Below are 18,748 nucleotides of genomic sequence, written 5' to 3' on the forward strand. Positions count from 1 at the left end.
CTGTGTCTGTAATAGGTTCCCGGTCATGAGTTCAGTACGCCACGAGGCGTCGACGGTGGATCCGAGACGTGTTCCGGTGATCGTGGCTATCGGTGAGACAAGCGGCCGCGGCGAACCCATGGGCGTCGAACCCATGGAACTGATCACGCGCGCTGCCACCGAGGCACTCCAGGATTCGCCGACGTCGGAGCCGTGGATTCGCAGAGCGGACAGCATCACGTTCTGCCACATCGCCAGCTGGGCTTACGCCAGTCCCGCCGCTGCGCTGGCCCGTAGATTCGGTGCGACCCCCACAGATGTGTTCGACGCGCCGATCGGTGGCCAGTGGCCCGCGCGCCTTCTCGATCGCGCAGCCTCGCGCATTGCGTCCGGGGAGTCGACGGTAGCGGTGATCGCGGGCGGTGAAGCGCAGGCCTCGATGGGTGCCTTGGTCAAGGCGGGGCGAGAGCCCGTGCGGGATGGGGGATGGAGCGCGGACCCGGGAGGTCCGCCCACCTTCGACCTCGATCAACTCGGAAGTGCCGCAATGCAAGAGGCCGGACTGATCACTCCGGTTCGGATCTATCCGTTGTTCGAGAGCCGGTTCAGATTCGAGGCCGGACTGGATCCGGAGTCTCGACTGGCCGAGTGCAGCGACCTGTATGCGGAGTTTTCGGTTGTTGCCCAGAAGAACCCGTACTCGTGGAACGGGCGAGTGCGGACGGCTGCCGACATCGGCACGCCGTCGCCGAAGAACCGCATCGTGTGCGAGCCGTATCCGTTGTCGATGAACGCCATGCCGTTCGTCGACCAGGCGGCGTGCATCGTGGTGACCAGCTTGGCCGAAGCCCGAGAACGCGGTGTTCCCGAGGGCGACATCGTGTTCGTCTGGGGTGGTGCGGGTGCCGAGGATTCGGTCGACATTCTCGACCGCAGCGATTTCGGCCGGTCTCCAGCGATGGAGGATGCGATGGACCGCGCCTTGCGCGCCGCAGAGATCGGAGTCGAACAACTCGACGTGGTCGACGTGTACAGCTGCTTCCCGATCGTGCCGACCCTCGCCACCCGACATCTCGGAACGCCGAAATCTCTGGTACCCAGTGTGACCGGTGGTCATTCGTCCTTCGGTGGTCCCCTCAGTAGCCATTCGCTGCATTCGATCACCGCATCCGTCCGCGAGATTCGCGGCGGTAAGAACTGCGCACTGGTGCACGCGAACGGTGGCTATATGACGTATCACCACTCGGTGCTGCTCGGTGGCGACCAGCACCCACAGGGCTACCTCGGAAATCCCGAACCCGCAGTGCTGAGGCCGGATTCACCGCCTCGTGCACCTGTACAGGACGGGACTCTCGTGGTGGAGACAGTGTCCGTCGAGCATTCTCGGCAGCAGGAACCGAACCAGGCGTTCCTCGTCGCGAGAGACGAGCGCGGGCGACGCGTCGCCGCACAGACGGCACCCGGGGACACGGCCAGCGCCCGTGCGCTGTCTCTGTATCGAACCGACCCGGCACGCGAAATCATCGGGACCACAGTCACTGTCGACACCATCGAGGGGAACATTCGTGTCCGAAGCAGCTAGCGCCGAACCTGTCGTCCTGACCAGGCGGGAAGGTCACGTACTCGTCGTCACCATCAACCGACCGCGAGCTGCCAACAGCATCGATGCCCGCGTGCACACGTTGCTCGGGGAGGCGTGGGAGTCCGCCGAGGCAGATCGAGACATCCGAGCCATCGTCCTGACCGGCGCGGGATCGGCGACTTTCTGTGGCGGTGCCGATCTGAAGGCCCTCGGCACCGGAGGACCCGGCGCGGTGACCCCGCCCGAGACCGAACACTGGGGGTTCGCCGGCATTGTGCAACACCCGATCTCGGTCCCGGTCATCGCGGCCGTGAACGGGTCGGCGATGGGAGGAGGAACCGAGATAGCTCTGGTCTCGGACATGGTCGTCGCGTCGGACACGGCCGTGTTCGGACTGCCCGAGATCCGGCGTGGTCTCATCGCCGGTGCAGGTGGCGCTTTTCGGCTGATGTCCGCGGTGCCGGAACACATTGCCCTGGAAATGATCTTGACCGGACAGCCGATCTCCGCGCAGGAAGCCGCACGGTGGGGATTGGTCAACAGAGTTGTGGCCCCGACCGAGGTCCTCGACACCGCCCTCGAACTCGCTCGGCTCTGTGCTGAAGGCGCTCCGCTGGCGGTGCGCGCATCCAAGCGTCTGGCCCGACGTATCACCGACGGTGCCATCGCGCACGAGAAAGATTCGTGGGCACAGAACCGTCAGGAATTGGATCGACTCACCACCACGCAGGACGTCGTCGAAGGAATCACCGCATTCCTACAGAAACGCGATCCGACATGGACCGCGCAGTGAACGCACGGCCGTGAGCGTGGGAAATCCAAGCTTTACTCAGGCGGTTGCAGTGCGGGAGGCACCGTCGAAAGTCGAGTGATCCTCCCGCAGTGTTCCTCTATCGGGCAGTGACCTGCTCGTGCTCGTCGCTTGTGGGATTCTCGGTCCAGGGATTGGCTTCCCAGGCGAAATTCAGTCCGAAGACGACGCCCGCACCGACCAGAACCATCGATGCGGCTCGCCAGAGCGGGATGTCCCCGCCGACGCCCCAGAGAATTGCCAGCGCGACGATGGCACCCACGACCGGGCTCAATATCGCGCGTGTGGTGGCGTTCATGAAGTGCCTCCTGATTGTTGTCGTCCGGGCGGCTCGTTCGAGGTCGATTGAGGCCTCCGTTACGTACCAGAAGTAACGATAATGGAGCTGAAGGTTCCACGCACCCGCGTGGTCGGCTTTCGCCACCAGGCGCTCGAGCCCGCGAACAGCTGCTGGGCCGAAAGCGGAATGGAAGGCCGAGGGGCCAGTAGCTAGGTACCGGCGGTTCTGTGATCGCATGACCCCATGCGTACCTCGACATCCACCCGACTGATCACCGTGATCGCGGCGGCAACGTTGACGGCAGGCGTCGCGTGCTCCTCGACGGCCACTACCGAACCACCGCAATCCGCAGCGAGTACATCTCGGACCGCGACCGATCAGGCTATGGCCGAACAGCCATATTCTCAGCTCGAGGCGAGGGACAGCGCTCGGCTCGGCGTCAGCGCACTCGATCTCACGTCCGGATCCATCCAGAGTTATCGCGGTGACGAACGTTTCGCGTTCTGCTCGACGTTCAAGGTGTATGCCGTCGGGGCCGTACTCGCCGCCGTCGACGCAGGCAGGCTGCGGCTGACCGACACCAGAACAATCGCCGCAGAAGACAAGGTGCCCGAGTCGGCCGTCGATTGGGCACCCGGCTCGGTCGTCACCATCGCAGATCTCGCTTCCGCTGCGTTGACGAAGAGCGACAACACATCCGGCAATCTGCTGATACGTGAAGTAGGTGGCACAGCGGCGCTCACCGACTTCGCGCGATCGCTCGGCGACACCGAATTCCGCCTCGATCGCATCGAGCCGGAGTTGAATACGGCCATCCCGGACGACCCTCGGGACACCACAACTCCGAACTCGATGGCCGCCGGCTATCGGACCCTGCTCGACGGCGACGTACTGACGCAGGCATCACGACAGCAGTTGCTGGACTGGATGGCCGGCACACAAACCTCCACGGCCCGCTTCCGCGCGGGCATTCCCCCGCAGTGGACGTCGGCCGACAAGACCGGAACCGGTAGCTACGGTGTCTCCAACGACGCGGGCCTGGTGCTCGGACCCGAAGGTCAGAGGATCCTGCTCGTCGTCCTCAGTGCTACGACGTCGGGCGCGGAGGACTCACCGGCCATGAACGCCCTTGTCGCCGATACGACTCGGATGGTCGTCGAACAGCTGGATTGACGTCAGTTATCGGATCGGCGGACGGCGTCGACGAGGGGTACGAGGTCCGGTTCGCGTGCTGCTTCGTCGAGGGCCTCACGCAGGGCCGCGTCGTTGGTCGGCTGCGCTGCCTCGAGCAGAGCCAGTCCTTCGTCGCTGACGTCGGTGTAGATGCCGCGGCGGTCGGTGGGGCAGAGGTACCGGGTGAGCAGCCCGCGGTCCTCGAGGCGGGTGACCAGACGGGTCGTTGCACTCTGGCTCAGGACGACGGCGTCGGCCACCTGCTTCATCTGCAGGTGTCCGCCCACCCCGTCGTGCTGACGTGCCAGGACGTCGAGCAGCCAATACTCGCGAGCGCTGAGGTTGTGGCCGGCCTGCAGAGCCTTCTCGATACGGCTCTCGATGCGACCGTGCAGGACCGACAACGCCAGCCAGTTCTGGGCCAGCGCCGTCAGGGCGGGGTCCTTCGCCGTCATTGCTGCGCCTTCCGTGCCGATGCTGGTACAGCCACCGTACAGCGCCTGCCGTTAATGGGCGTCTGCAACTACATCGGTCGGCGGGCGACGATGCGTCGAGCATGCGCCAGCACCGGTGCGTCCACCATCTGACCTCGGAAGGCGAACACCCCGCGATTGTGCTCGACGGCGTCGAGTACGGCTGTGGCCCAATCGATTTCCTCGACCGTGGGCGCATAGGCCTCGCGAATGACGGGGATGTGGCTGGGGTGGATGGCCACTTTGCCGTCGAAGCCCACGGCTACAGCGTCGTCGGCCTCGGCGCGCACCCCGTCGAGATCGGGGATGTCGAGGTAGACCGAATCGAGCGCGAACAGTCCCCGCGCCTTGGCGGCCAGCAATGTCTGCGATCGAACATGCTGTGCGACATCGCGGTAGCGGCCGTCGCCCAGTCGACTCGAATTCCCGCCCATCGCAGCGACCAGATCCTCGGCACCCCACATGGCACCGATGGCATTGTCGGCTGCGAGTGCGTCGAAGACCGTCATCGCGCCGAGCGGGGATTCGATCAGTGCGACGACATTCAGTGATGCCAGAGCTGTTATCTGACCGGCAGATTCACACTTGGGCAACATGACGGTCGTGTACTCGGTGCGCTGCAACGCGTCGAGGTCGGCAGCCTGGTCTTCGGTGCCGTGCGCGTTGACTCGAACGATGGTGCGCGACGGGTCCAGCGGTGTCGACACCACGGACTCGCGAGCGCCGGCTTTGTCCGCGGCACCGACAGCGTCCTCGAGATCCAGAATGACGACATCGGCTCGGGCCGCTGCCTTCTCGTATCGCTCGGGTCGATCAGCTGGACAGAACAGCCACGCCGGGCCAGGGGGAATCCAGGTCACGACGCGTCGTCCTCGGGCCGCATCCGGACGAGAGTCTTGCGGACGGCAATCGCTACGACGTCACCGTGCTGATTTCGACCGGTGTGGGTGAACGTCACGATTCCCTCGCCGGGGCGGGACTTGGATTCGCGCTTGTCCGAGATCACCGTCTCCGCGTAGAGGGTGTCGCCGTGAAACAGCGGCTTCGGGAAGGAGACCTCGGAGAAGCCGAGGTTGGCGACAATCGTGCCCTGGGTCAGCTGCGTCACCGACAATCCGACGAGGGTGGACACCGTGAACATCGAATTCACCAGCCGTTGACCGAAAGATGTTGTCTCACTGTAGGCGGCATCGAGATGCAGGGCCTGGGTGTTCATCGTCTGTGTGGTGAACGATGTGTTGTCGGCCTCGGTGATGGTGCGGCCGGGGCGATGTTCGTAGACGGTACCGAGCTCCATCTCCTCGAACCACAGGCCGCGTTGCCGAATGCGCTTGTCGCTCATAGCCCCAAGCTCCGGGCGATGAGCATCAGCTGAACCTCGGTGGTGCCTTCACCGATTTCGAGGATCTTGCTGTCGCGGTAGTGACGGGCGACGACATATTCGTTCATGAACCCGTAGCCGCCGTGAATCTGCGTCGCGTCGCGGGCGTTGTCCATCGCAGCCTCGGAGGCCACGAGCTTGGCGATAGACGCGGCCTTCTTGAAAGGCTTGCCCGCCAACATCAGTGCCGCCGCGTCGTAATACGCCGTCCGTGCGGTGTGTGCGCGTGCCTCCATGCGGGCGATCTTGAACGAGATCGCCTGATTGCGGGCAATCGGAGCGCCGAATGCCTCGCGCTCCTTGGCGTACTTGACGCTCTCGTCGACGCAACCCTGAGCCGCACCGACCGATACGGCAGCGATCGCGATCCGGCCCTCGTCGAGGATGTGCAGGAAGTTCGCGTACCCGCGGCCTTCCTGGCCGAGCAGGTTCTCCTGTGGGACTCGTACATCGGTGAAGCTGAGCGGGTGTGTGTCCGAGGCATTCCAGCCGACCTTGTTGTACGCCGCTTCGGCCACGAACCCGGGAGTGTCGGTGGGCACCAGGATCGACGAGATCTGCTTGCGTCCTGTTGTCTCGTCGACGCCGGTCACAGCGGTGACGGTCACCAGTTCGGTAATGTCGGTGCCGGAGTTGGTGATGAACTGCTTGCTGCCGTTGATGATCCAGTCACCGCCGTCGCGCTTGGCGGTGGTCTTGGTGCCGCCCGCGTCGCTACCGGCACCCGGCTCGGTCAGACCGAAGGCCGCGAGGGCTTTGCCCGCGGTGAGCTTGGGCAGCCACTGCTGCTTCTGCTCGTCGTTGCCGAAGCGGTAGACGGGCATGGCTCCGAGCGAGACGCCTGCCTCGAGTGTCATCGCGACGCTCTGATCGACCTTGCCGAGCTCTTCGAGTGCCAGGCACAGGGCGAAGTAGTCGCCGCCCATGCCGCCGTACTCCTCGGGGAAGGGCAGACCGAAGAGGCCCATCTCGGCCATCCCTGCGACCACCTCGTACGGAAAGGAGTGTTCGGCATCGTGTTTCGCCGAGACCGGCGCGACGACGGTGCGGGTGAAGTCCGCCACGGATTTGACCAGTTGCTGGTATTCGTCGGGCAGATTGGACGACGACAGATGTTCGGTCATGACTTGTCCTCTTCGGTGTCGGTGGGAACGATGCGGGCGAGGACCTGGTCGACGCGGACCTGATCTCCTACTGCGACTGTGAGTTCGACGGTGCCGTCGATGGGCGTGGTCAAGGTGTGTTCCATCTTCATCGCCTCGACGACGACGATGGCCGTGCCTGCGGTGACGGCGCTACCGGAGGTCGTTCCGATCGCGATGATCGAACCCGGCATCGGCGAGAGGATCTCTGCGTCGCCGGACTGCGTGTCGTCCTCGCGCACATTGGGTTCGGCGATTCGATCGATTCTCCAGGTGCCGCGTGAGCTGGATACCCAGGTGGACGATTCGTTTCGGGCTACGGTCATCGAATCGCGTCGATCATCGAGTACGAGGTCGATGGAATCCTCGGTAGCGGAGGCCCGCAGTCGGCGCGGTTCTTCGTCGTCGACGACGACCGTCGCCGCATCGAGGGTCCCGGTGATGGACACGTGCGCGGTCCGAGTGCCGGATGTCAGCCGGAGCTGGAACGGTGCGTGCGCTCCCACCCGCCAGCCCGACGGCGTTGCCCAGATGTCCTGGCCCGCCTCCTGCCACGTATCGAGCCAGGCGACGGTGGCTGCGGCGATCATCGCCTCGTCGGGGGCGTCGGCGGCAACGAAATCCTCGACGCGGCGGTCCAGTAGGCCGGTGTCGAGATTGCCGGCACGGACCTCGGTGTCGGCGAGCAGGAATCGAGCGAACTCGATGTTGGTGACGACGCCGAGTACCGAGGTATCGGCCAGCGCACGATCCAGGCTGCGCAGCGCTGTAGTCCGATCGGGGCCGTGCGCGATGACCTTCGAGAGCATGGGGTCGTAATTGCTGCCCACCTCGGTGCCGATGGCGAGACCGGAGTCGACGCGGATGCCCGTGCCGGTGGGCTCGCGCAACCCGACGACGGTGCCGCCGGTCGGGAGGAACTCGCGGCCGGGATCCTCGGCGTAGACGCGGGCTTCGATGGCGTGTCCGGTCAGTCGAATATCGTGCTGACTCAGCGTCAGTGGCTCGCCGGCGGCGATCCTGACCTGCCACTCCACGAGGTCGATGCCGGTCACCATCTCGGTCACCGGGTGTTCCACCTGGAGTCGAGTGTTCATCTCCATGAAGAAGAAGTCGTCGGGATGGTCGGCGGAGACGATGAACTCGACGGTGCCGGCACCGGAGTAGTCGACGCTGCGAGCGGTGTTGCAGGCAGCCTCGCCGATACGCGCTCGGGTCTGCGCGTCGAGCAGTGGGGACGGCGCTTCTTCGATGACCTTCTGATGGCGTCGCTGCAGGCTGCATTCACGCTCACCGAGGTGGATGACGTGGCCGTGACCGTCGGCGAGGATCTGCACCTCGATGTGCCGGGGCCGCAGCACGAATCGCTCGAGGAACAGCGTGTCGTCGCCGAACGAGGAGGCCGCCTCGCGGCGGGCACTGGCCAGCGCGGCAGGCAGATCCTCGGCGCGCTCGACCAGACGCATGCCCTTGCCGCCGCCACCTGCGGACGGTTTGACCAGGACCGGGAAGCCGACGTCGGGGGCACCGGCGATCAGGTCCTCGTCGGACAGTCCCGGTCGGGAGATGCCGGGTACAACCGGGACACCGAAGGCGCTGACCGCGGCCTTGGCGGCGATCTTGTCGCCCATCACCTCGATGGCCTTCTCCGGCGGTCCGAGGAAGGCGATTCCGGCTTCGACGCAGGCCGCAGCGAAGTGGGAGTTCTCCGAGAGGAATCCGTAGCCGGGGTGAATTCCCTGTGCGCCGGTGGCTTTCGCGGCGGCGATCACCTTGTCGATGTCGAGGTAGCTCTCGCGTGCGCTGGCGGGGCCGAGTCGTACCGCGGTATCGGCGTCGCGGACGTGCCGGGCGTCGGCGTCCGCATCGCTGTAGACGGCGACGGTCCGAATGCCCATGCGGCGCAACGTTCGAGCGACGCGTACCGCGATCTCACCGCGGTTGGCGATCAGAATGGTGTCCAACATCGTGGTCATCTCTCTCACATCCGGAAAACGCCGTAGGAGACCGGCTCGAGCGGCGCATTGGCGCACGCCGAGAGTGCCAGTCCAAGAACAGTTCTGGTGTCGGCGGGGTCGATGATGCCGTCATCCCACAGCCGGGCCGTCGAATAGTAGGGGTTGCCCTGACTTTCGTACTGGTCACGAATCGGAGCTTTGAAGGCCTCCTGGTCTTGCTCCGACCACGGATTACCCGACGCATCCAATTGGTCACCTCGGACGGTGGCAAGGACGGACGCGGCCTGTTCGCCGCCCATCACCGAGATTCGCGCGTTCGGCCACATGAACAGGAAGCGCGGGGAATACGCTCTGCCGCACATGGAGTAGTTGCCTGCACCGTACGAGCCGCCGATGACGACGGTGATCTTCGGAACGCGGGCGCAGGCCACTGCGGTGACCATCTTCGCGCCGTGCTTGGCGATGCCGCCGGCTTCGTAGTCTCGGCCGACCATGAAGCCGGTGATGTTCTGCAAGAACACCAGTGGGATGCTGCGCTTGTCGCAGAGTTCGATGAAATGCGCGCCCTTCATCGCAGATTCGGCGAACAGCACACCGTTGTTGGCGATGATCCCGACGGGATGGCCGTGGAGGCGGGCGAATCCGGTGACGAGTGTCTTGCCGTATTCGGCTTTGAACTCGTCGAATTCGCCTGCGTCGACCACCCGGGTGATCACCTCTCGCACGTCGTACGGGGTGCGTGGGTCGGTGGGGACTACGTCGTAGATCTCGCTCTGGTCGACGATCGGGTCGCGGGTGGGAACGACATCCCATGGCCGCGGCGTGCGGGGCCCGAGGGTGGAGACGATCTTCCGGACGCGGCGCAATGCGTCGCGGTCGTCGTCTGCCAGATGGTCGGTGACTCCGGAGACCTTCGAGTGCAGGTCTCCGCCACCGAGTTCCTCGGCGGTGACGACCTCGCCGGTCGCAGCTTTCACCAGGGGCGGGCCGCCGAGGAAGATGGTTCCCTGATTCTTGACGATGATGGCCTCGTCGCTCATTGCAGGCACGTATGCCCCGCCCGCGGTGCAGGAGCCCATCACGGCGGCGATCTGCGCAATTCCCTTGGCGCTCATCGTCGCCTGGTTGAAGAAGATGCGTCCGAAGTGGTCGCGGTCAGGAAATACCTCGTCCTGACGCGGCAGGAATGCGCCACCGGAGTCGACGAGGTAGATGCACGGCAGTGTGTTCTGCAGGGCGATCTCCTGCGCGCGCAGATGCTTCTTCACCGTCATCGGGTAGTACGTGCCGCCTTTGACGGTGGCGTCGTTGGCAATGATGATGCACTCTCGACCGGCCACGCGACCGATGCCTGCGATCACGCCTGCCCCGGGGCACTCGTCGTCGTACAGGCCGTTGGCAGCCAGCGGTGCGATCTCGAGGAACGGGCTACCCGGATCCAACAGCTCGTCGACCCGGTCGCGGGGGAGCAGCTTGCCGCGGGCGATGTGCCGTTCCCGGGACTTCTCGCTACCGCCGAGTGCTGCCACGGCGAGCTTCTGGGAGAGCTGCTGCGTGAGTAGCTGATGATCTGCGCGGTTGGCAGCGGTATCGATCGCCATGAGATGCACGCCTTCAGGGGTTGGACGTCGGTGTCACACAGGGTTCAGTTAATGGTTGATAACTGACATGATAGTAAACTACGATTAACCGAGAGTCCAGGTTCGAGGGGGTGGCAGTGCAGGAGATCGAGGTCAAGCCGGCCACTGTGCGTGAGCAACGCAAAGCCCAACGTCGGCAGCAACTGCTCGATGCCGCGGCATCGCTGTTCGCCGAACGCGGGTTCGCGTCGGTGCGGCTCGAGGATCTGGGTGCAGCCGTCGGCATCAGTGGACCGGCCGTCTATCGCCACTTCCCGAACAAGGAGGCGGTGCTCGTCGAACTGATGGTCGGAATCTCGGAGTATCTGCTCGACGGCGGTCGCGAGGTGGTCGGCTCGCGGAAGGTCGATGAAGAGACGGTGTCGGCTCTGGTCGATTTCCACCTCGACTTCGCCTTCGAGACACCGGCTTTCATTCGGATTCAGGATCGCGACCTGCAGAGCCTCCCTGAGGGGGCGCGACGCAAGGTGCGCCGCATGCAGCGCGAATACGTGGAGCTGTGGGTGTCGACCCTGTGTGCCGTCGACCCGGAACTGAACGAGGCCGATGCCCGAACTACCGCGCACGCGGTATTCGGACTCATCAACTCCACGCCCTACAGCGCGGGCCGCACGCCTTCGCGCAATGCTCGACCGGTGCTTCGAGCAATGGCATTGGCGGCATTGGGGGTATTGCACTGACCTCAGCGCCCACAATTCGACTACGTAAGCGGGATTCCGCCTGCAGATACGAATAGTGGGCGCTGAGGTCACCTCTGCGCCGCGCACAGGAAGAGCAAATCGTCGTTATCGGAGACAATGATCGACATGACGACCCAACTTTCGCCCGTCGAGATCGGCCGACGGCAGAGTCGATTCACTCGTGACGAGGTGCCGCGACTGCTGGCGATGGCCGGCTTCATCGCCGCTCTGCATGTGATCGGTTGGGGCCTGTTCACCCACTACGACTCGATTCCCAGCATCCACGGCCTCACCGGAGCCGACGGCACTCTCGTCTACGCCGGAGCCGGCGTACTGGCGTACACCCTCGGTCTCAGGCATGCGTTCGACGCCGATCACATCGCCGCCATCGACGACACCACCCGCTTTCTGCTGCAGAAGGGCAAGCGGCCGTTGGCCGTCGGGCTGTTCTTCTCGCTCGGGCACTCGACGGTCGTGTTCGTCTTCGTCGCTGCGATTGCCTTCGTCGCGTCGCAGGCGACGGCGTTTCAGGACGCGTTCGCCGGGGTCGGCGGCATCATCGGCACGTTGGTGTCGGGAACCTTCCTGTACCTCATCGCCGCGCTGAACATCGCGGTCCTCGCCGGCATCGTCGGAGTCTGGCGGCGCGCAAAACGCGGTGACGTCACCGAGGCCGGGCTCGACGAGCTGTTGGCCAAGCGCGGCTTGATGAATCGACTATTTCGGGGCCGCTACGACAAGATGATCAACCATTCGTGGCAGATGTACCCGCTCGGCTTGCTGTTCGGACTCGGTTTCGACACCGCCACTCAGGTCGGTCTACTCGCGATTGCCGGCACCACCGCTATCGCCGGCGGGCTCCCACCGATGGCCATCATCGCGCTTCCGGTCCTGTTCGCTGCGGGCATGACCACGATGGACACCATCGACGGCATCTTCATGTCCAAGGCGTACGGCTGGGCGTTCGTGACTCCTGTCCGCAAGATCTACTACAACATGACGATGACGGGCCTCTCGGTCTTCGTTGCGTTGGTGATCGGGACGGTCCAGCTGCTGACGCTGCTTGCCGAGCAGTTCGAGCTGACCGGTGGCGTGTGGGACGCACTGGCCGTCATCGACCTCAACCTCGCGGGCCAACTCGTCGTCGGCACGTTTTTCGTTGTCTGGATCGGCGCGGTCGTGTATTACAAGGTGGCGCGCATCGACGAACGCGGTGGCGCACACTCGAACGCAACGGAGACCCAGTGATCGCTCGTCGTCGGATCGGTGCCCTTGCAGTAGTCACGGCGCTGGCGTCGAGCATGGCTTCTGGCCTGCTGACCGCCCCTGCCTCCGCAGCGCCGACGATCACCCAGAGCAACGGCGACGTCGTCTCCAGTCGCGCTCTACCGCAAGAATTCTGGATCCCCGGTTCGTCCTCGGCCGAGGTGCTCACCTACGTCACCACCGACACGTTCGGCGAGAAGGCCCTGAGCACCGGCACCGTCTTCCTTCCGCAGGGCACTGCGCCCGAGGGCGGTTGGCCGGTGATCTCGTGGGCTCACGGCACCTCCGGGCTCGGTGACTCGTGCGCGCCGTCGGTCGCGGGACCGGCGCTGGCCGAACGAGATCTGCCGTACCTCGGCAACTGGCTCGCGCAGGGATACGCCGTTGTGGCCAGTGACTATGCCGGCCTAGGCACCGAAGGATTGCAGGCATATCTGGACGGGCGGACCACGGCGCACAACGTGGTCGACATGGTGAAGGCAGGCCGCAACTACAGCGATCAACTCTCGCGCAAGTGGGTGACGGTCGGTCAGTCTCAGGGCGGCGGCGCAGCGATCTACACCGCGCGCTACGCGACCGAATTCGGTGGACCGGATCTGGACTATCGCGGCGCAGTGGGCACCGGAACTCCCGCGTACATCGAGAAGCTCGTCTCGATCGGTGGACCGGGGATGCCGCCGGTGGCGCTCCCGGCCGGTCTGACCGCGTACGTCGCGTACATCGCTGCTGCTCTTCGCTATTCGCACCCCGAGCTAGGCCTGGACAATATCCTCACTCCCGCCGGAAAGAAATACGCGGATCTGGCCGAGACGGCCTGTGTCGCGGACCTCGAGGAGCAGCTCGAGGGCGTCAAGGTCGGTGATTTCTTCACTGCGCCGTTGACCAGCCTGCCGAATTTCACCGCAGTACTCGACGACTACATGGCCATGCCCGAGGCCGGCTTCGACAAGCCGTTCTTCATGGGCCACGGACTGCGGGACACCGATGTCCCGTTCCCGACGACCGCCGCGTACGTCGCCAGGCTCACCGCCAACGGTCAGCCGGTGACCTTCCGGCCCTACGACGCCGATCACAGCGGAGCGCTCGTGCAATCACAGGCCGACACGATCCCGTTCGTCGCAGGGCTGTTCCGTTAGGTCACCGGTCGCTTGGTGGGCAGTCCGTACGCCCGGGCGGTGAACTTCTCGAGCACGGTGCGCGGCAGCAGTCGCTGCGCCATGAACACCGCGGGAGCGTTGCTGCCGACGGCATAGAGGGGTCGAGTCTTCTTGTCCTCGACGGCTTTCAGGACCGTCTCGGCCACGGTGTCCGCGGAGATACCCTGTGCCTCTTTGGCGTCGAGGTGCGAGATCACCGTTGTGAAGTCGCGGAGGTACGGTGAATGCGGTCCGCAGTACTTCGTGCGGCGGGCAGAGAGTCCGGTGGCGATGGAGCCGGGTTCGACGGTGGTGATGTCCACCCCGTAGGGCGCGAGCTCGAAGCGGGCCGCCGTCGAGAAGCCCTTGATCGCTGCCTTGGTCGCGGCGTACGACGAGCGATAGGCCAACGGGAAGCTGGCCAGCATCGAGCCGATATTGACGACCTTGCCCCGACGGCGTTCGCGCATCCCCGGCAGCACGGCTTGCATGAGCTCGACGGCACCGAACACGTTGAGCTGGAACAGCCGGGTGACCGCCTCGATCGGGAGTTCCTCGACGGGGCCGCACTGGCTTTCGCCCGCATTGTTGATCAGAACATCGATCTCCACGTCGGCAAGACCGTCGACGAACGTCCGGATGGAGGCCGGGTCGGTCAGATCGAGATCTCGGTACTCGACGCCGGGGATGGGGTCGACCACGGTGGAACAACTGCGGCTCGTGCCGATGACGCTGTAGCCGCGAGCGAGCAGTAGTTCGGCGACAGCTTGGCCGATACCGGACGTGGCTCCGGTGACAAGTGCGGTGTTCATCTACGCCTCTTCGTTGCGGTGTTTCTGGTTCTCGGGGTGGCGACTGCCGCCGTGGGAGTGGTTCGATCGATTCGTCGCAACCTGGTGCTCGGAACTCGGGTGTGCAAGGCCGGCACCGACTTACCCGCCGCCATGACGGTTCGGTCCGGTCGTACGACAGCCGCTACCGCGTGACCGCGCCGCAACCACAATCCGAGCTCGGAGGAGGCCGCGACCTCGACGACGACAGCCCCACGACGATCGACCTCGCGTCGCTGTTCGACGGTCAACGGGGTGGTCGAGACGAACAGGAATTGTCCCGGTGCGACGTTGTCCAGTCGGGCGCCGTTGTCCAGGGAGCTGTTGGGGCACAGCGCGCCTACCACCGAACGGATCTGCGCTGCCGGACGCTGGACGAAATCGGAACGGGTGAGCGGAGGAGTGGCGCTGTCGGACACCTTCGCTCCGATGAGGGGCAGGTGGCCGAGAGCCGGTGCGAGCGTGGTGCGCAGAATTCCGGTCAGCTGACTGCCGCCGGTCATCGCCCAGCCCATGGCGACGGCCATCCGAATCATGGCTGTGGCATGGGCCTTTCGCTCGATTTCGTAACTGTCGAGTGCCGAATCGGAGACGTGCCCATCCAGGGCCCCGACGATCTTCCAGACGAGGTTGCGCGCATCGCGCAGACCCGCGCCCATTCCCTGTCCGATGAACGGTGGAGTCAAGTGCGCCGCGTCGCCGAGGACGAACACGCGTCGATCCCGCCAGCTATCGGCGACCTGCGCCCGAAATGTGTACTCGGCGCTCCGAATCAGCTCCATCGAGGGGTCGTCGACGTGCCGCAGCCACGGCGCTATGAGCGGCCGGACGGCGGCGAGATCCTCGAACTCGTCGAGGGTTTCGCCGTCGAGCATCCGAAATTCCCAGCGGTAGCGGGTGGAACCGATTCGCATGTACGTGGCGGATCGTTCGGAGTCGCACACCTGGTGAACGCCGTCCCATTGACCGAGTTCGGCATCGGTGGCGATATCGATGACCAACCACCGTTGCGCGAACCCGAGATCCTCCATCTTCGACCCGATGGACCGGCGCACGATGCTGTTGGCACCGTCGCACCCCAGCACGTAGTCCGCGGTCACCCAGTGTGGGGTGTCGTCCTCGGTGGATGTGTACGACACTCGGACAGCATCTTTCAGGTTCTGCACGTCGGTGATCTCGCACCCGCCGCGCATCTCGATCGTGTCGTATCGGGCGATGTGTGTGCGCATGAGTCGCTCGAGGTCCGGTTGATCGAACATGTTCGCCTGGGGGTAGCCGTGCGGTCTGTCGTCGGGATCGCGCTCGAACTCGGCCAGGGTGCGCAGATTTTTGGTGCACAGTCGCAGCCCGCGGCCGGGACGTGAGATGCCGGCGAAATCCTCCGCGACACCGATGTCGTGCAGAATTCGGTACACCTCGTCGTCGAGATGTACTGCGCGCGGCTGCGGATAGACGTCGGCCCAGCGATCGAGCACCAGGCAGGGGATGCCGTACTGCGCCAACAGCAGAGCGGCCGTCATGCCCGTCGGGCCGGATCCGACGACGACCACCGGGTGGTGGGTGCCGTCGGATTCGCGCTCGGTCATCGGTACGAGACCCGGGTGCGCTGCACTCCCAGGTCGAGGGAACCGTCGGGGGTGGAGCACGTCAGTTCGAGAACGTCGCCGTCCTGCAGGAAGTCGGGATTCTTGGCCTGCTTCTTGAAGAACACCTTCCACTTGAGCGCGGGCGGGATCAGGGATCCGATCATCTCGATCGGCTTGGCCGGAGCCTTCAGCGCGGTGCCGCCGGGAGTGCCGGTGAGCAGCAGATCGCCTGCGTCGAGCCGCTGGAACTTGCTCAGCGCCTTCAGTGATTCGACGGGACGGTAGATCATGTCGGCGCCGGTACTATCCTGTCGCACAGTCCCGTTGACGCGCAGCGTCAGAGTCAGCTCGCCGAACCGGTCGAATTCTCCGGCTTCGAGAAGGAGCAGTCGTGGGCCGACCGGCGTGAACGTGGGGTACGACTTGCCCTCGTAGAACTGGGTTTTCGGTAATTGGACATCTCGCGCCGATACGTCGTTGGTGATGACGAGTCCGGCGACGTACTCGGCCACGTTGGTGGCGTCGACCTTGGTGCCGACGGTCAGCGTCTTGCCGAACACGAGGCCGATCTCGATTTCGTAGTCGAGGAGTTTCACGTGCGTCGGCTTGACGATGTCGTCGGTGGGGCCGCTGATCGAACCGGACGTCTTCCGAAAGAACGTCAGTGGCACCGTGTCGGGGTTCATTCCCGAGTCCTTGACGTGCGAGACGAAATTGGTCATGTTCGCCACTACCCGGCACGGTGCGGTGACCGGGGAGAGGAGCGAAAGCGTCTCCACTGCAACCACATCGGTGCCGGTACGCGCTGCGTCCACAGCGGCGCGATCGGCGAGAAGCTCGGCGGTCGTGGTTGCCGACGTGTCGATGCGCGACGCCCCGGCCGGGGTCTCGACCCACCAGGCGTCGGCGGTGCGTAGTACAGCGATGCTCATGAGGAAGCCACTTTCATCAGGCCACGAAGGCGTTCGGTGTCGAACTCGTTGTCGGTGCGTAGGGAGGACAGGATCGATTTGAGCTCGTGCAGAGAGGCTTTGCTCGGGGCGATACCGAGAAAGTCCTTCGATGCCGGTGGGCCCCACTGGGCGAGGCCGGATGCCGTCATCGGTGCCCAGCCAGGTTCGAGCGAGCTGTCGAACATGTCGCCGTCGCTGAAATGCTCCACCAGGAAACCGTCGGGATCGCGCCAGTAGTCGAAGATCTGACTGCCCTGGATGTGTCTGCCGATGCCCCAGGAATGCTTGTACCCACGCTCGGTGAGGAATTCGCCACCGGCGGCGATGGCGTCGATGTCGGTCACCTGGTACGCCGAGTGCACGTAGCGATTCGACGGGCCGAGAGTCATCGCGAGCGTGTGGTGATCGGACGGGATGCTGCCCCGATCGCAGCGGATGAAGCTCATCACCGGCCCACGGTCGCGTTGGCCGTCGTAGTAGAGAAAATCGCTGACGATCAGACCCAGGTGGTGCAGATACCAGTTCAGGTTCTCCAGGTAGTCCACTCGCTGCAGCACCACGTGCCCGAGCCGTTGAACGCGCGCCGGCTGACGCGGGGGCCTCTGGGTGGCGTTGATCCGGTTGCGTGGATCGCCGAAGTTGTAGGTGTGTGCGTCCTGGCCCGGGAGTTCAGGATGTTCGGTGTAGCCCGACACGATCTGCACAGGCTGTCCGCCCGGATCGGTCAGAGTGACGGCGATGCCGCCGAGTGTGTCGGGTAGCCGGTGCACGCGCTGCCCGGTGGCATCGGCGAGGCGGACGACGTCGGCGTCCTCTGCGGCAGCGAATGCCGCGCCGACGAACCGCGTTCGTTTGCCGCGTCGGATGATCACGCACGGCGAACCGACGTGCGTGCCGCGCAGGTGAATCTCCTCGGACGTGCGCAGTGAGACGGTGAAACCGAACGCCACCGCGAATGCCTCGGCCTTGGCCAGGTCGGGTTTGCGGAACTCGAGCCACGCGATGTCGCGCACCTTGATGATCGGATCGCTGGCTTTCCCCGGGTGTTCGCCTGGAAGCGCGCCCTGATCCACATGCATGTTCTTGTGGCCGTCGACGTCGTGTCCCATCAGCCCTCCCTCGTTGGTGACACTATCGTCACCTATGACTAATCGGTCAGTCAAGAGTGTTGACAAATTCGTCAGCGGTGAGGAAGGGTCAAGGCGGCGACAAATGCACTCAGGAGTAGGGACCATGACCGAAACCCCGAATCGCCTCGAGCGACGCAAAGCGCGCACGCGCGGTGCCCTGATCTCTGCCGCGCAGAGCTTCATCGCCCGCGGCGAATTGCACGTGCCGATTGCCGAGATTACTCAGGCCGCAGACGTCGGCATGGGGTCGTTCTACAACCATTTCGAGAGCCGAGAGCAGCTGTTCCAGGCTGCGGTAGACGGTGCCCTCGAGCTGTTGGGCATCTATCTGGACTCGCTGAGCGACGACGAGGACGATCCCGCGGAAGCGTTCACCCGGTCGTTCCGCATCGCCGGCCGACTGTTCCGGCAACAACCGGATCTGAGCCGAGTGCTCATCCACTCCGGGCCGGAGTTGATCACCTCGAAGCACGGTCTCGGTCCGCGGGCCTCGCGTGACATCGAAGCCGGAGTGCTGAGCGGGCACTTCCGCGTGCAGGACACCCAGCTGGCTCTGGCCCTGGCAGCGGGGGCACTGCTGGGCATGGGGCAACTACTGCTCGAACAGCCGGAACGAAGCGACGTCGACGCCGTCGACAACATGGCGCACAGCGTGCTGCTCGCCCTCGGGATGTCCGACGCGGATGCGCGTGAGCTGTGTGCGCGGACCCTGCCTCCGCTGGACGCGGTTCCCAGCGTCGACGCGTAA

At 64.7% G+C, this 18,748-nt stretch carries 18 protein-coding genes; 7 read left to right on the plus strand and 11 right to left on the minus strand.

The features are described from left to right. Positions 1-25: 25 nt before the first annotated feature. Positions 26-1,561: an acetyl-CoA acetyltransferase gene (locus CH285_RS11165; RefSeq protein WP_230072799.1), complete on the plus strand. Its 1,536-nt coding sequence runs from the start codon at positions 26-28 to the stop codon at positions 1,559-1,561. After that, entirely contained in the window at positions 1,545-2,354 is an 810-nt protein-coding gene (locus CH285_RS11170; RefSeq protein ID WP_032373554.1) for an enoyl-CoA hydratase/isomerase family protein, read from the plus strand. Before CH285_RS11165 ends, CH285_RS11170 begins: the two co-directional genes overlap by 17 nt. Positions 2,355-2,451: 97 nt before the next feature. Here CH285_RS11170 and CH285_RS11175 read toward each other — a convergent pair whose 3' ends face one another. Beyond that, positions 2,452-2,670: a hypothetical protein gene (locus CH285_RS11175; protein ID WP_027494722.1), complete on the minus strand. Its 219-nt coding sequence runs from the start codon at positions 2,668-2,670 to the stop codon at positions 2,452-2,454. Positions 2,671-2,895: 225 nt separating this feature from the next. On the opposite strand from CH285_RS11175, the gene bla reads away from it, so the two are divergent. Then, positions 2,896-3,825, plus strand: coding sequence for a class A beta-lactamase (gene bla, locus CH285_RS11180; protein WP_094644148.1), 930 nt, complete (start codon positions 2,896-2,898; stop codon positions 3,823-3,825). A 2-nt stretch (positions 3,826-3,827) separates the two neighbouring features. Here the strand turns inward: bla and CH285_RS11185 are convergent, their stop codons facing one another. The 6 genes from CH285_RS11185 to CH285_RS11210 form a co-directional block, all read right to left on the minus strand. Continuing rightward, on the minus strand, positions 3,828-4,280 hold the full coding sequence (locus tag CH285_RS11185) for a MarR family winged helix-turn-helix transcriptional regulator (RefSeq protein ID WP_094644149.1): 453 nt from the start codon (positions 4,278-4,280) through the stop codon (positions 3,828-3,830). Positions 4,281-4,348: 68 nt separating this feature from the next. After that, entirely contained in the window at positions 4,349-5,158 is an 810-nt protein-coding gene (locus CH285_RS11190) for an HpcH/HpaI aldolase/citrate lyase family protein (RefSeq protein WP_094644150.1), read from the minus strand. Beyond that, the gene (locus CH285_RS11195) at positions 5,155-5,640 is read right to left on the minus strand and encodes a MaoC family dehydratase (protein ID WP_027494718.1); all 486 of its coding nucleotides are present in this window, start codon (positions 5,638-5,640) and stop codon (positions 5,155-5,157) included. The genes CH285_RS11190 and CH285_RS11195 overlap by 4 nt, the downstream gene beginning before the upstream one ends. Continuing rightward, positions 5,637-6,803: an acyl-CoA dehydrogenase family protein gene (locus CH285_RS11200; protein ID WP_027494717.1), complete on the minus strand. Its 1,167-nt coding sequence runs from the start codon at positions 6,801-6,803 to the stop codon at positions 5,637-5,639. The genes CH285_RS11195 and CH285_RS11200 overlap by 4 nt, the downstream gene beginning before the upstream one ends. Beyond that, positions 6,800-8,797 carry an acetyl/propionyl/methylcrotonyl-CoA carboxylase subunit alpha gene (locus CH285_RS11205; protein ID WP_032388149.1) on the minus strand — a complete coding sequence of 666 codons (1,998 nt, stop codon included), beginning with the start codon at positions 8,795-8,797 and terminating at the stop codon, positions 6,800-6,802. The genes CH285_RS11200 and CH285_RS11205 overlap by 4 nt, the downstream gene beginning before the upstream one ends. Before the next feature lie 5 nt (positions 8,798-8,802). Further along, positions 8,803-10,380, minus strand: coding sequence for a carboxyl transferase domain-containing protein (locus CH285_RS11210; protein WP_032388068.1), 1,578 nt, complete (start codon positions 10,378-10,380; stop codon positions 8,803-8,805). Between the two features lie 116 nt (positions 10,381-10,496). On the opposite strand from CH285_RS11210, the gene CH285_RS11215 reads away from it, so the two are divergent. The 3 genes from CH285_RS11215 (at position 10,497) to CH285_RS11225 (ending at position 13,501) form a co-directional block, all read left to right on the plus strand. Beyond that, the gene (locus CH285_RS11215; protein WP_373454728.1) at positions 10,497-11,099 is read left to right on the plus strand and encodes an SACE_7040 family transcriptional regulator; all 603 of its coding nucleotides are present in this window, start codon (positions 10,497-10,499) and stop codon (positions 11,097-11,099) included. A gap of 126 nt (positions 11,100-11,225) precedes the next feature. Continuing rightward, entirely contained in the window at positions 11,226-12,347 is a 1,122-nt protein-coding gene (locus CH285_RS11220) for a HoxN/HupN/NixA family nickel/cobalt transporter (RefSeq protein ID WP_094644231.1), read from the plus strand. Positions 12,348-12,400: 53 nt separating this feature from the next. Further along, positions 12,401-13,501 carry an alpha/beta hydrolase family protein gene (locus tag CH285_RS11225; RefSeq protein WP_141214999.1) on the plus strand — a complete coding sequence of 367 codons (1,101 nt, stop codon included), beginning with the start codon at positions 12,401-12,403 and terminating at the stop codon, positions 13,499-13,501. Here CH285_RS11225 and CH285_RS11230 read toward each other — a convergent pair. From CH285_RS11230 to CH285_RS11245, 4 genes are read right to left on the minus strand one after another with little or no spacing between them, the layout of a single operon-like run. Then, entirely contained in the window at positions 13,498-14,313 is an 816-nt protein-coding gene (locus CH285_RS11230) for an SDR family oxidoreductase (RefSeq protein ID WP_094644153.1), read from the minus strand. The two genes, CH285_RS11225 and CH285_RS11230, sit on opposite strands and share 4 nt — an antisense overlap. Continuing rightward, positions 14,310-15,917 (minus strand): bifunctional 3-(3-hydroxy-phenyl)propionate/3-hydroxycinnamic acid hydroxylase MhpA, encoded by a 1,608-nt coding sequence (gene mhpA, locus CH285_RS11235; RefSeq protein ID WP_094644154.1) that lies wholly within the window; start codon positions 15,915-15,917, stop codon positions 14,310-14,312. Before mhpA ends, CH285_RS11230 begins: the two co-directional genes overlap by 4 nt. After that, on the minus strand, positions 15,914-16,849 hold the full coding sequence (locus CH285_RS11240) for a fumarylacetoacetate hydrolase family protein (protein WP_094644155.1): 936 nt from the start codon (positions 16,847-16,849) through the stop codon (positions 15,914-15,916). Before CH285_RS11240 ends, mhpA begins: the two co-directional genes overlap by 4 nt. Continuing rightward, a complete protein-coding gene (locus tag CH285_RS11245; protein WP_045841497.1) occupies positions 16,846-17,979 on the minus strand; it encodes a VOC family protein in 1,134 nt (377 codons plus the stop codon). Before CH285_RS11245 ends, CH285_RS11240 begins: the two co-directional genes overlap by 4 nt. 124 nt (positions 17,980-18,103) lie before the next feature. Here CH285_RS11245 and CH285_RS11250 point away from each other — a divergent pair, with 124 nt between their 5' ends. After that, a complete protein-coding gene (locus tag CH285_RS11250; protein ID WP_094644156.1) occupies positions 18,104-18,748 on the plus strand; it encodes a TetR/AcrR family transcriptional regulator in 645 nt (214 codons plus the stop codon).

This window comes from Rhodococcus sp. 05-2256-B1, assembly GCF_002258465.1.
Classification (GTDB): Bacteria; Actinomycetota; Actinomycetes; order Mycobacteriales; family Mycobacteriaceae; genus Rhodococcoides; species Rhodococcoides fascians.

Bases quoted from the DNA above. Each gene is read 5' to 3' on its own strand.
- mhpA (WP_094644154.1), bottom strand. From the start codon at position 15,917: ATGACCGAGCGCGAATCCGACGGCACCCACCACCCGGTGGTCGTCGTC.
- CH285_RS11195 (WP_027494718.1), bottom strand. From the start codon at position 5,640: ATGAGCGACAAGCGCATTCGGCAACGCGGCCTGTGGTTCGAGGAGATG.
- CH285_RS11200 (WP_027494717.1), bottom strand. From the start codon at position 6,803: ATGACCGAACATCTGTCGTCGTCCAATCTGCCCGACGAATACCAGCAA.
- bla (WP_094644148.1), top strand. From the start codon at position 2,896: ATGCGTACCTCGACATCCACCCGACTGATCACCGTGATCGCGGCGGCA.
- CH285_RS11240 (WP_094644155.1), bottom strand. From the start codon at position 16,849: ATGAGCATCGCTGTACTACGCACCGCCGACGCCTGGTGGGTCGAGACC.
- CH285_RS11205 (WP_032388149.1), bottom strand. From the start codon at position 8,797: ATGACCACGATGTTGGACACCATTCTGATCGCCAACCGCGGTGAGATC.
- CH285_RS11225 (WP_141214999.1), top strand. From the start codon at position 12,401: ATGGCTTCTGGCCTGCTGACCGCCCCTGCCTCCGCAGCGCCGACGATC.
- CH285_RS11245 (WP_045841497.1), bottom strand. From the start codon at position 17,979: ATGGGACACGACGTCGACGGCCACAAGAACATGCATGTGGATCAGGGC.
- CH285_RS11175 (WP_027494722.1), bottom strand. From the start codon at position 2,670: ATGAACGCCACCACACGCGCGATATTGAGCCCGGTCGTGGGTGCCATC.
- CH285_RS11230 (WP_094644153.1), bottom strand. From the start codon at position 14,313: ATGAACACCGCACTTGTCACCGGAGCCACGTCCGGTATCGGCCAAGCT.
- CH285_RS11250 (WP_094644156.1), top strand. From the start codon at position 18,104: ATGACCGAAACCCCGAATCGCCTCGAGCGACGCAAAGCGCGCACGCGC.
- CH285_RS11220 (WP_094644231.1), top strand. From the start codon at position 11,226: ATGACGACCCAACTTTCGCCCGTCGAGATCGGCCGACGGCAGAGTCGA.
- CH285_RS11210 (WP_032388068.1), bottom strand. From the start codon at position 10,380: ATGGCGATCGATACCGCTGCCAACCGCGCAGATCATCAGCTACTCACG.
- CH285_RS11185 (WP_094644149.1), bottom strand. From the start codon at position 4,280: ATGACGGCGAAGGACCCCGCCCTGACGGCGCTGGCCCAGAACTGGCTG.
- CH285_RS11165 (WP_230072799.1), top strand. From the start codon at position 26: ATGAGTTCAGTACGCCACGAGGCGTCGACGGTGGATCCGAGACGTGTT.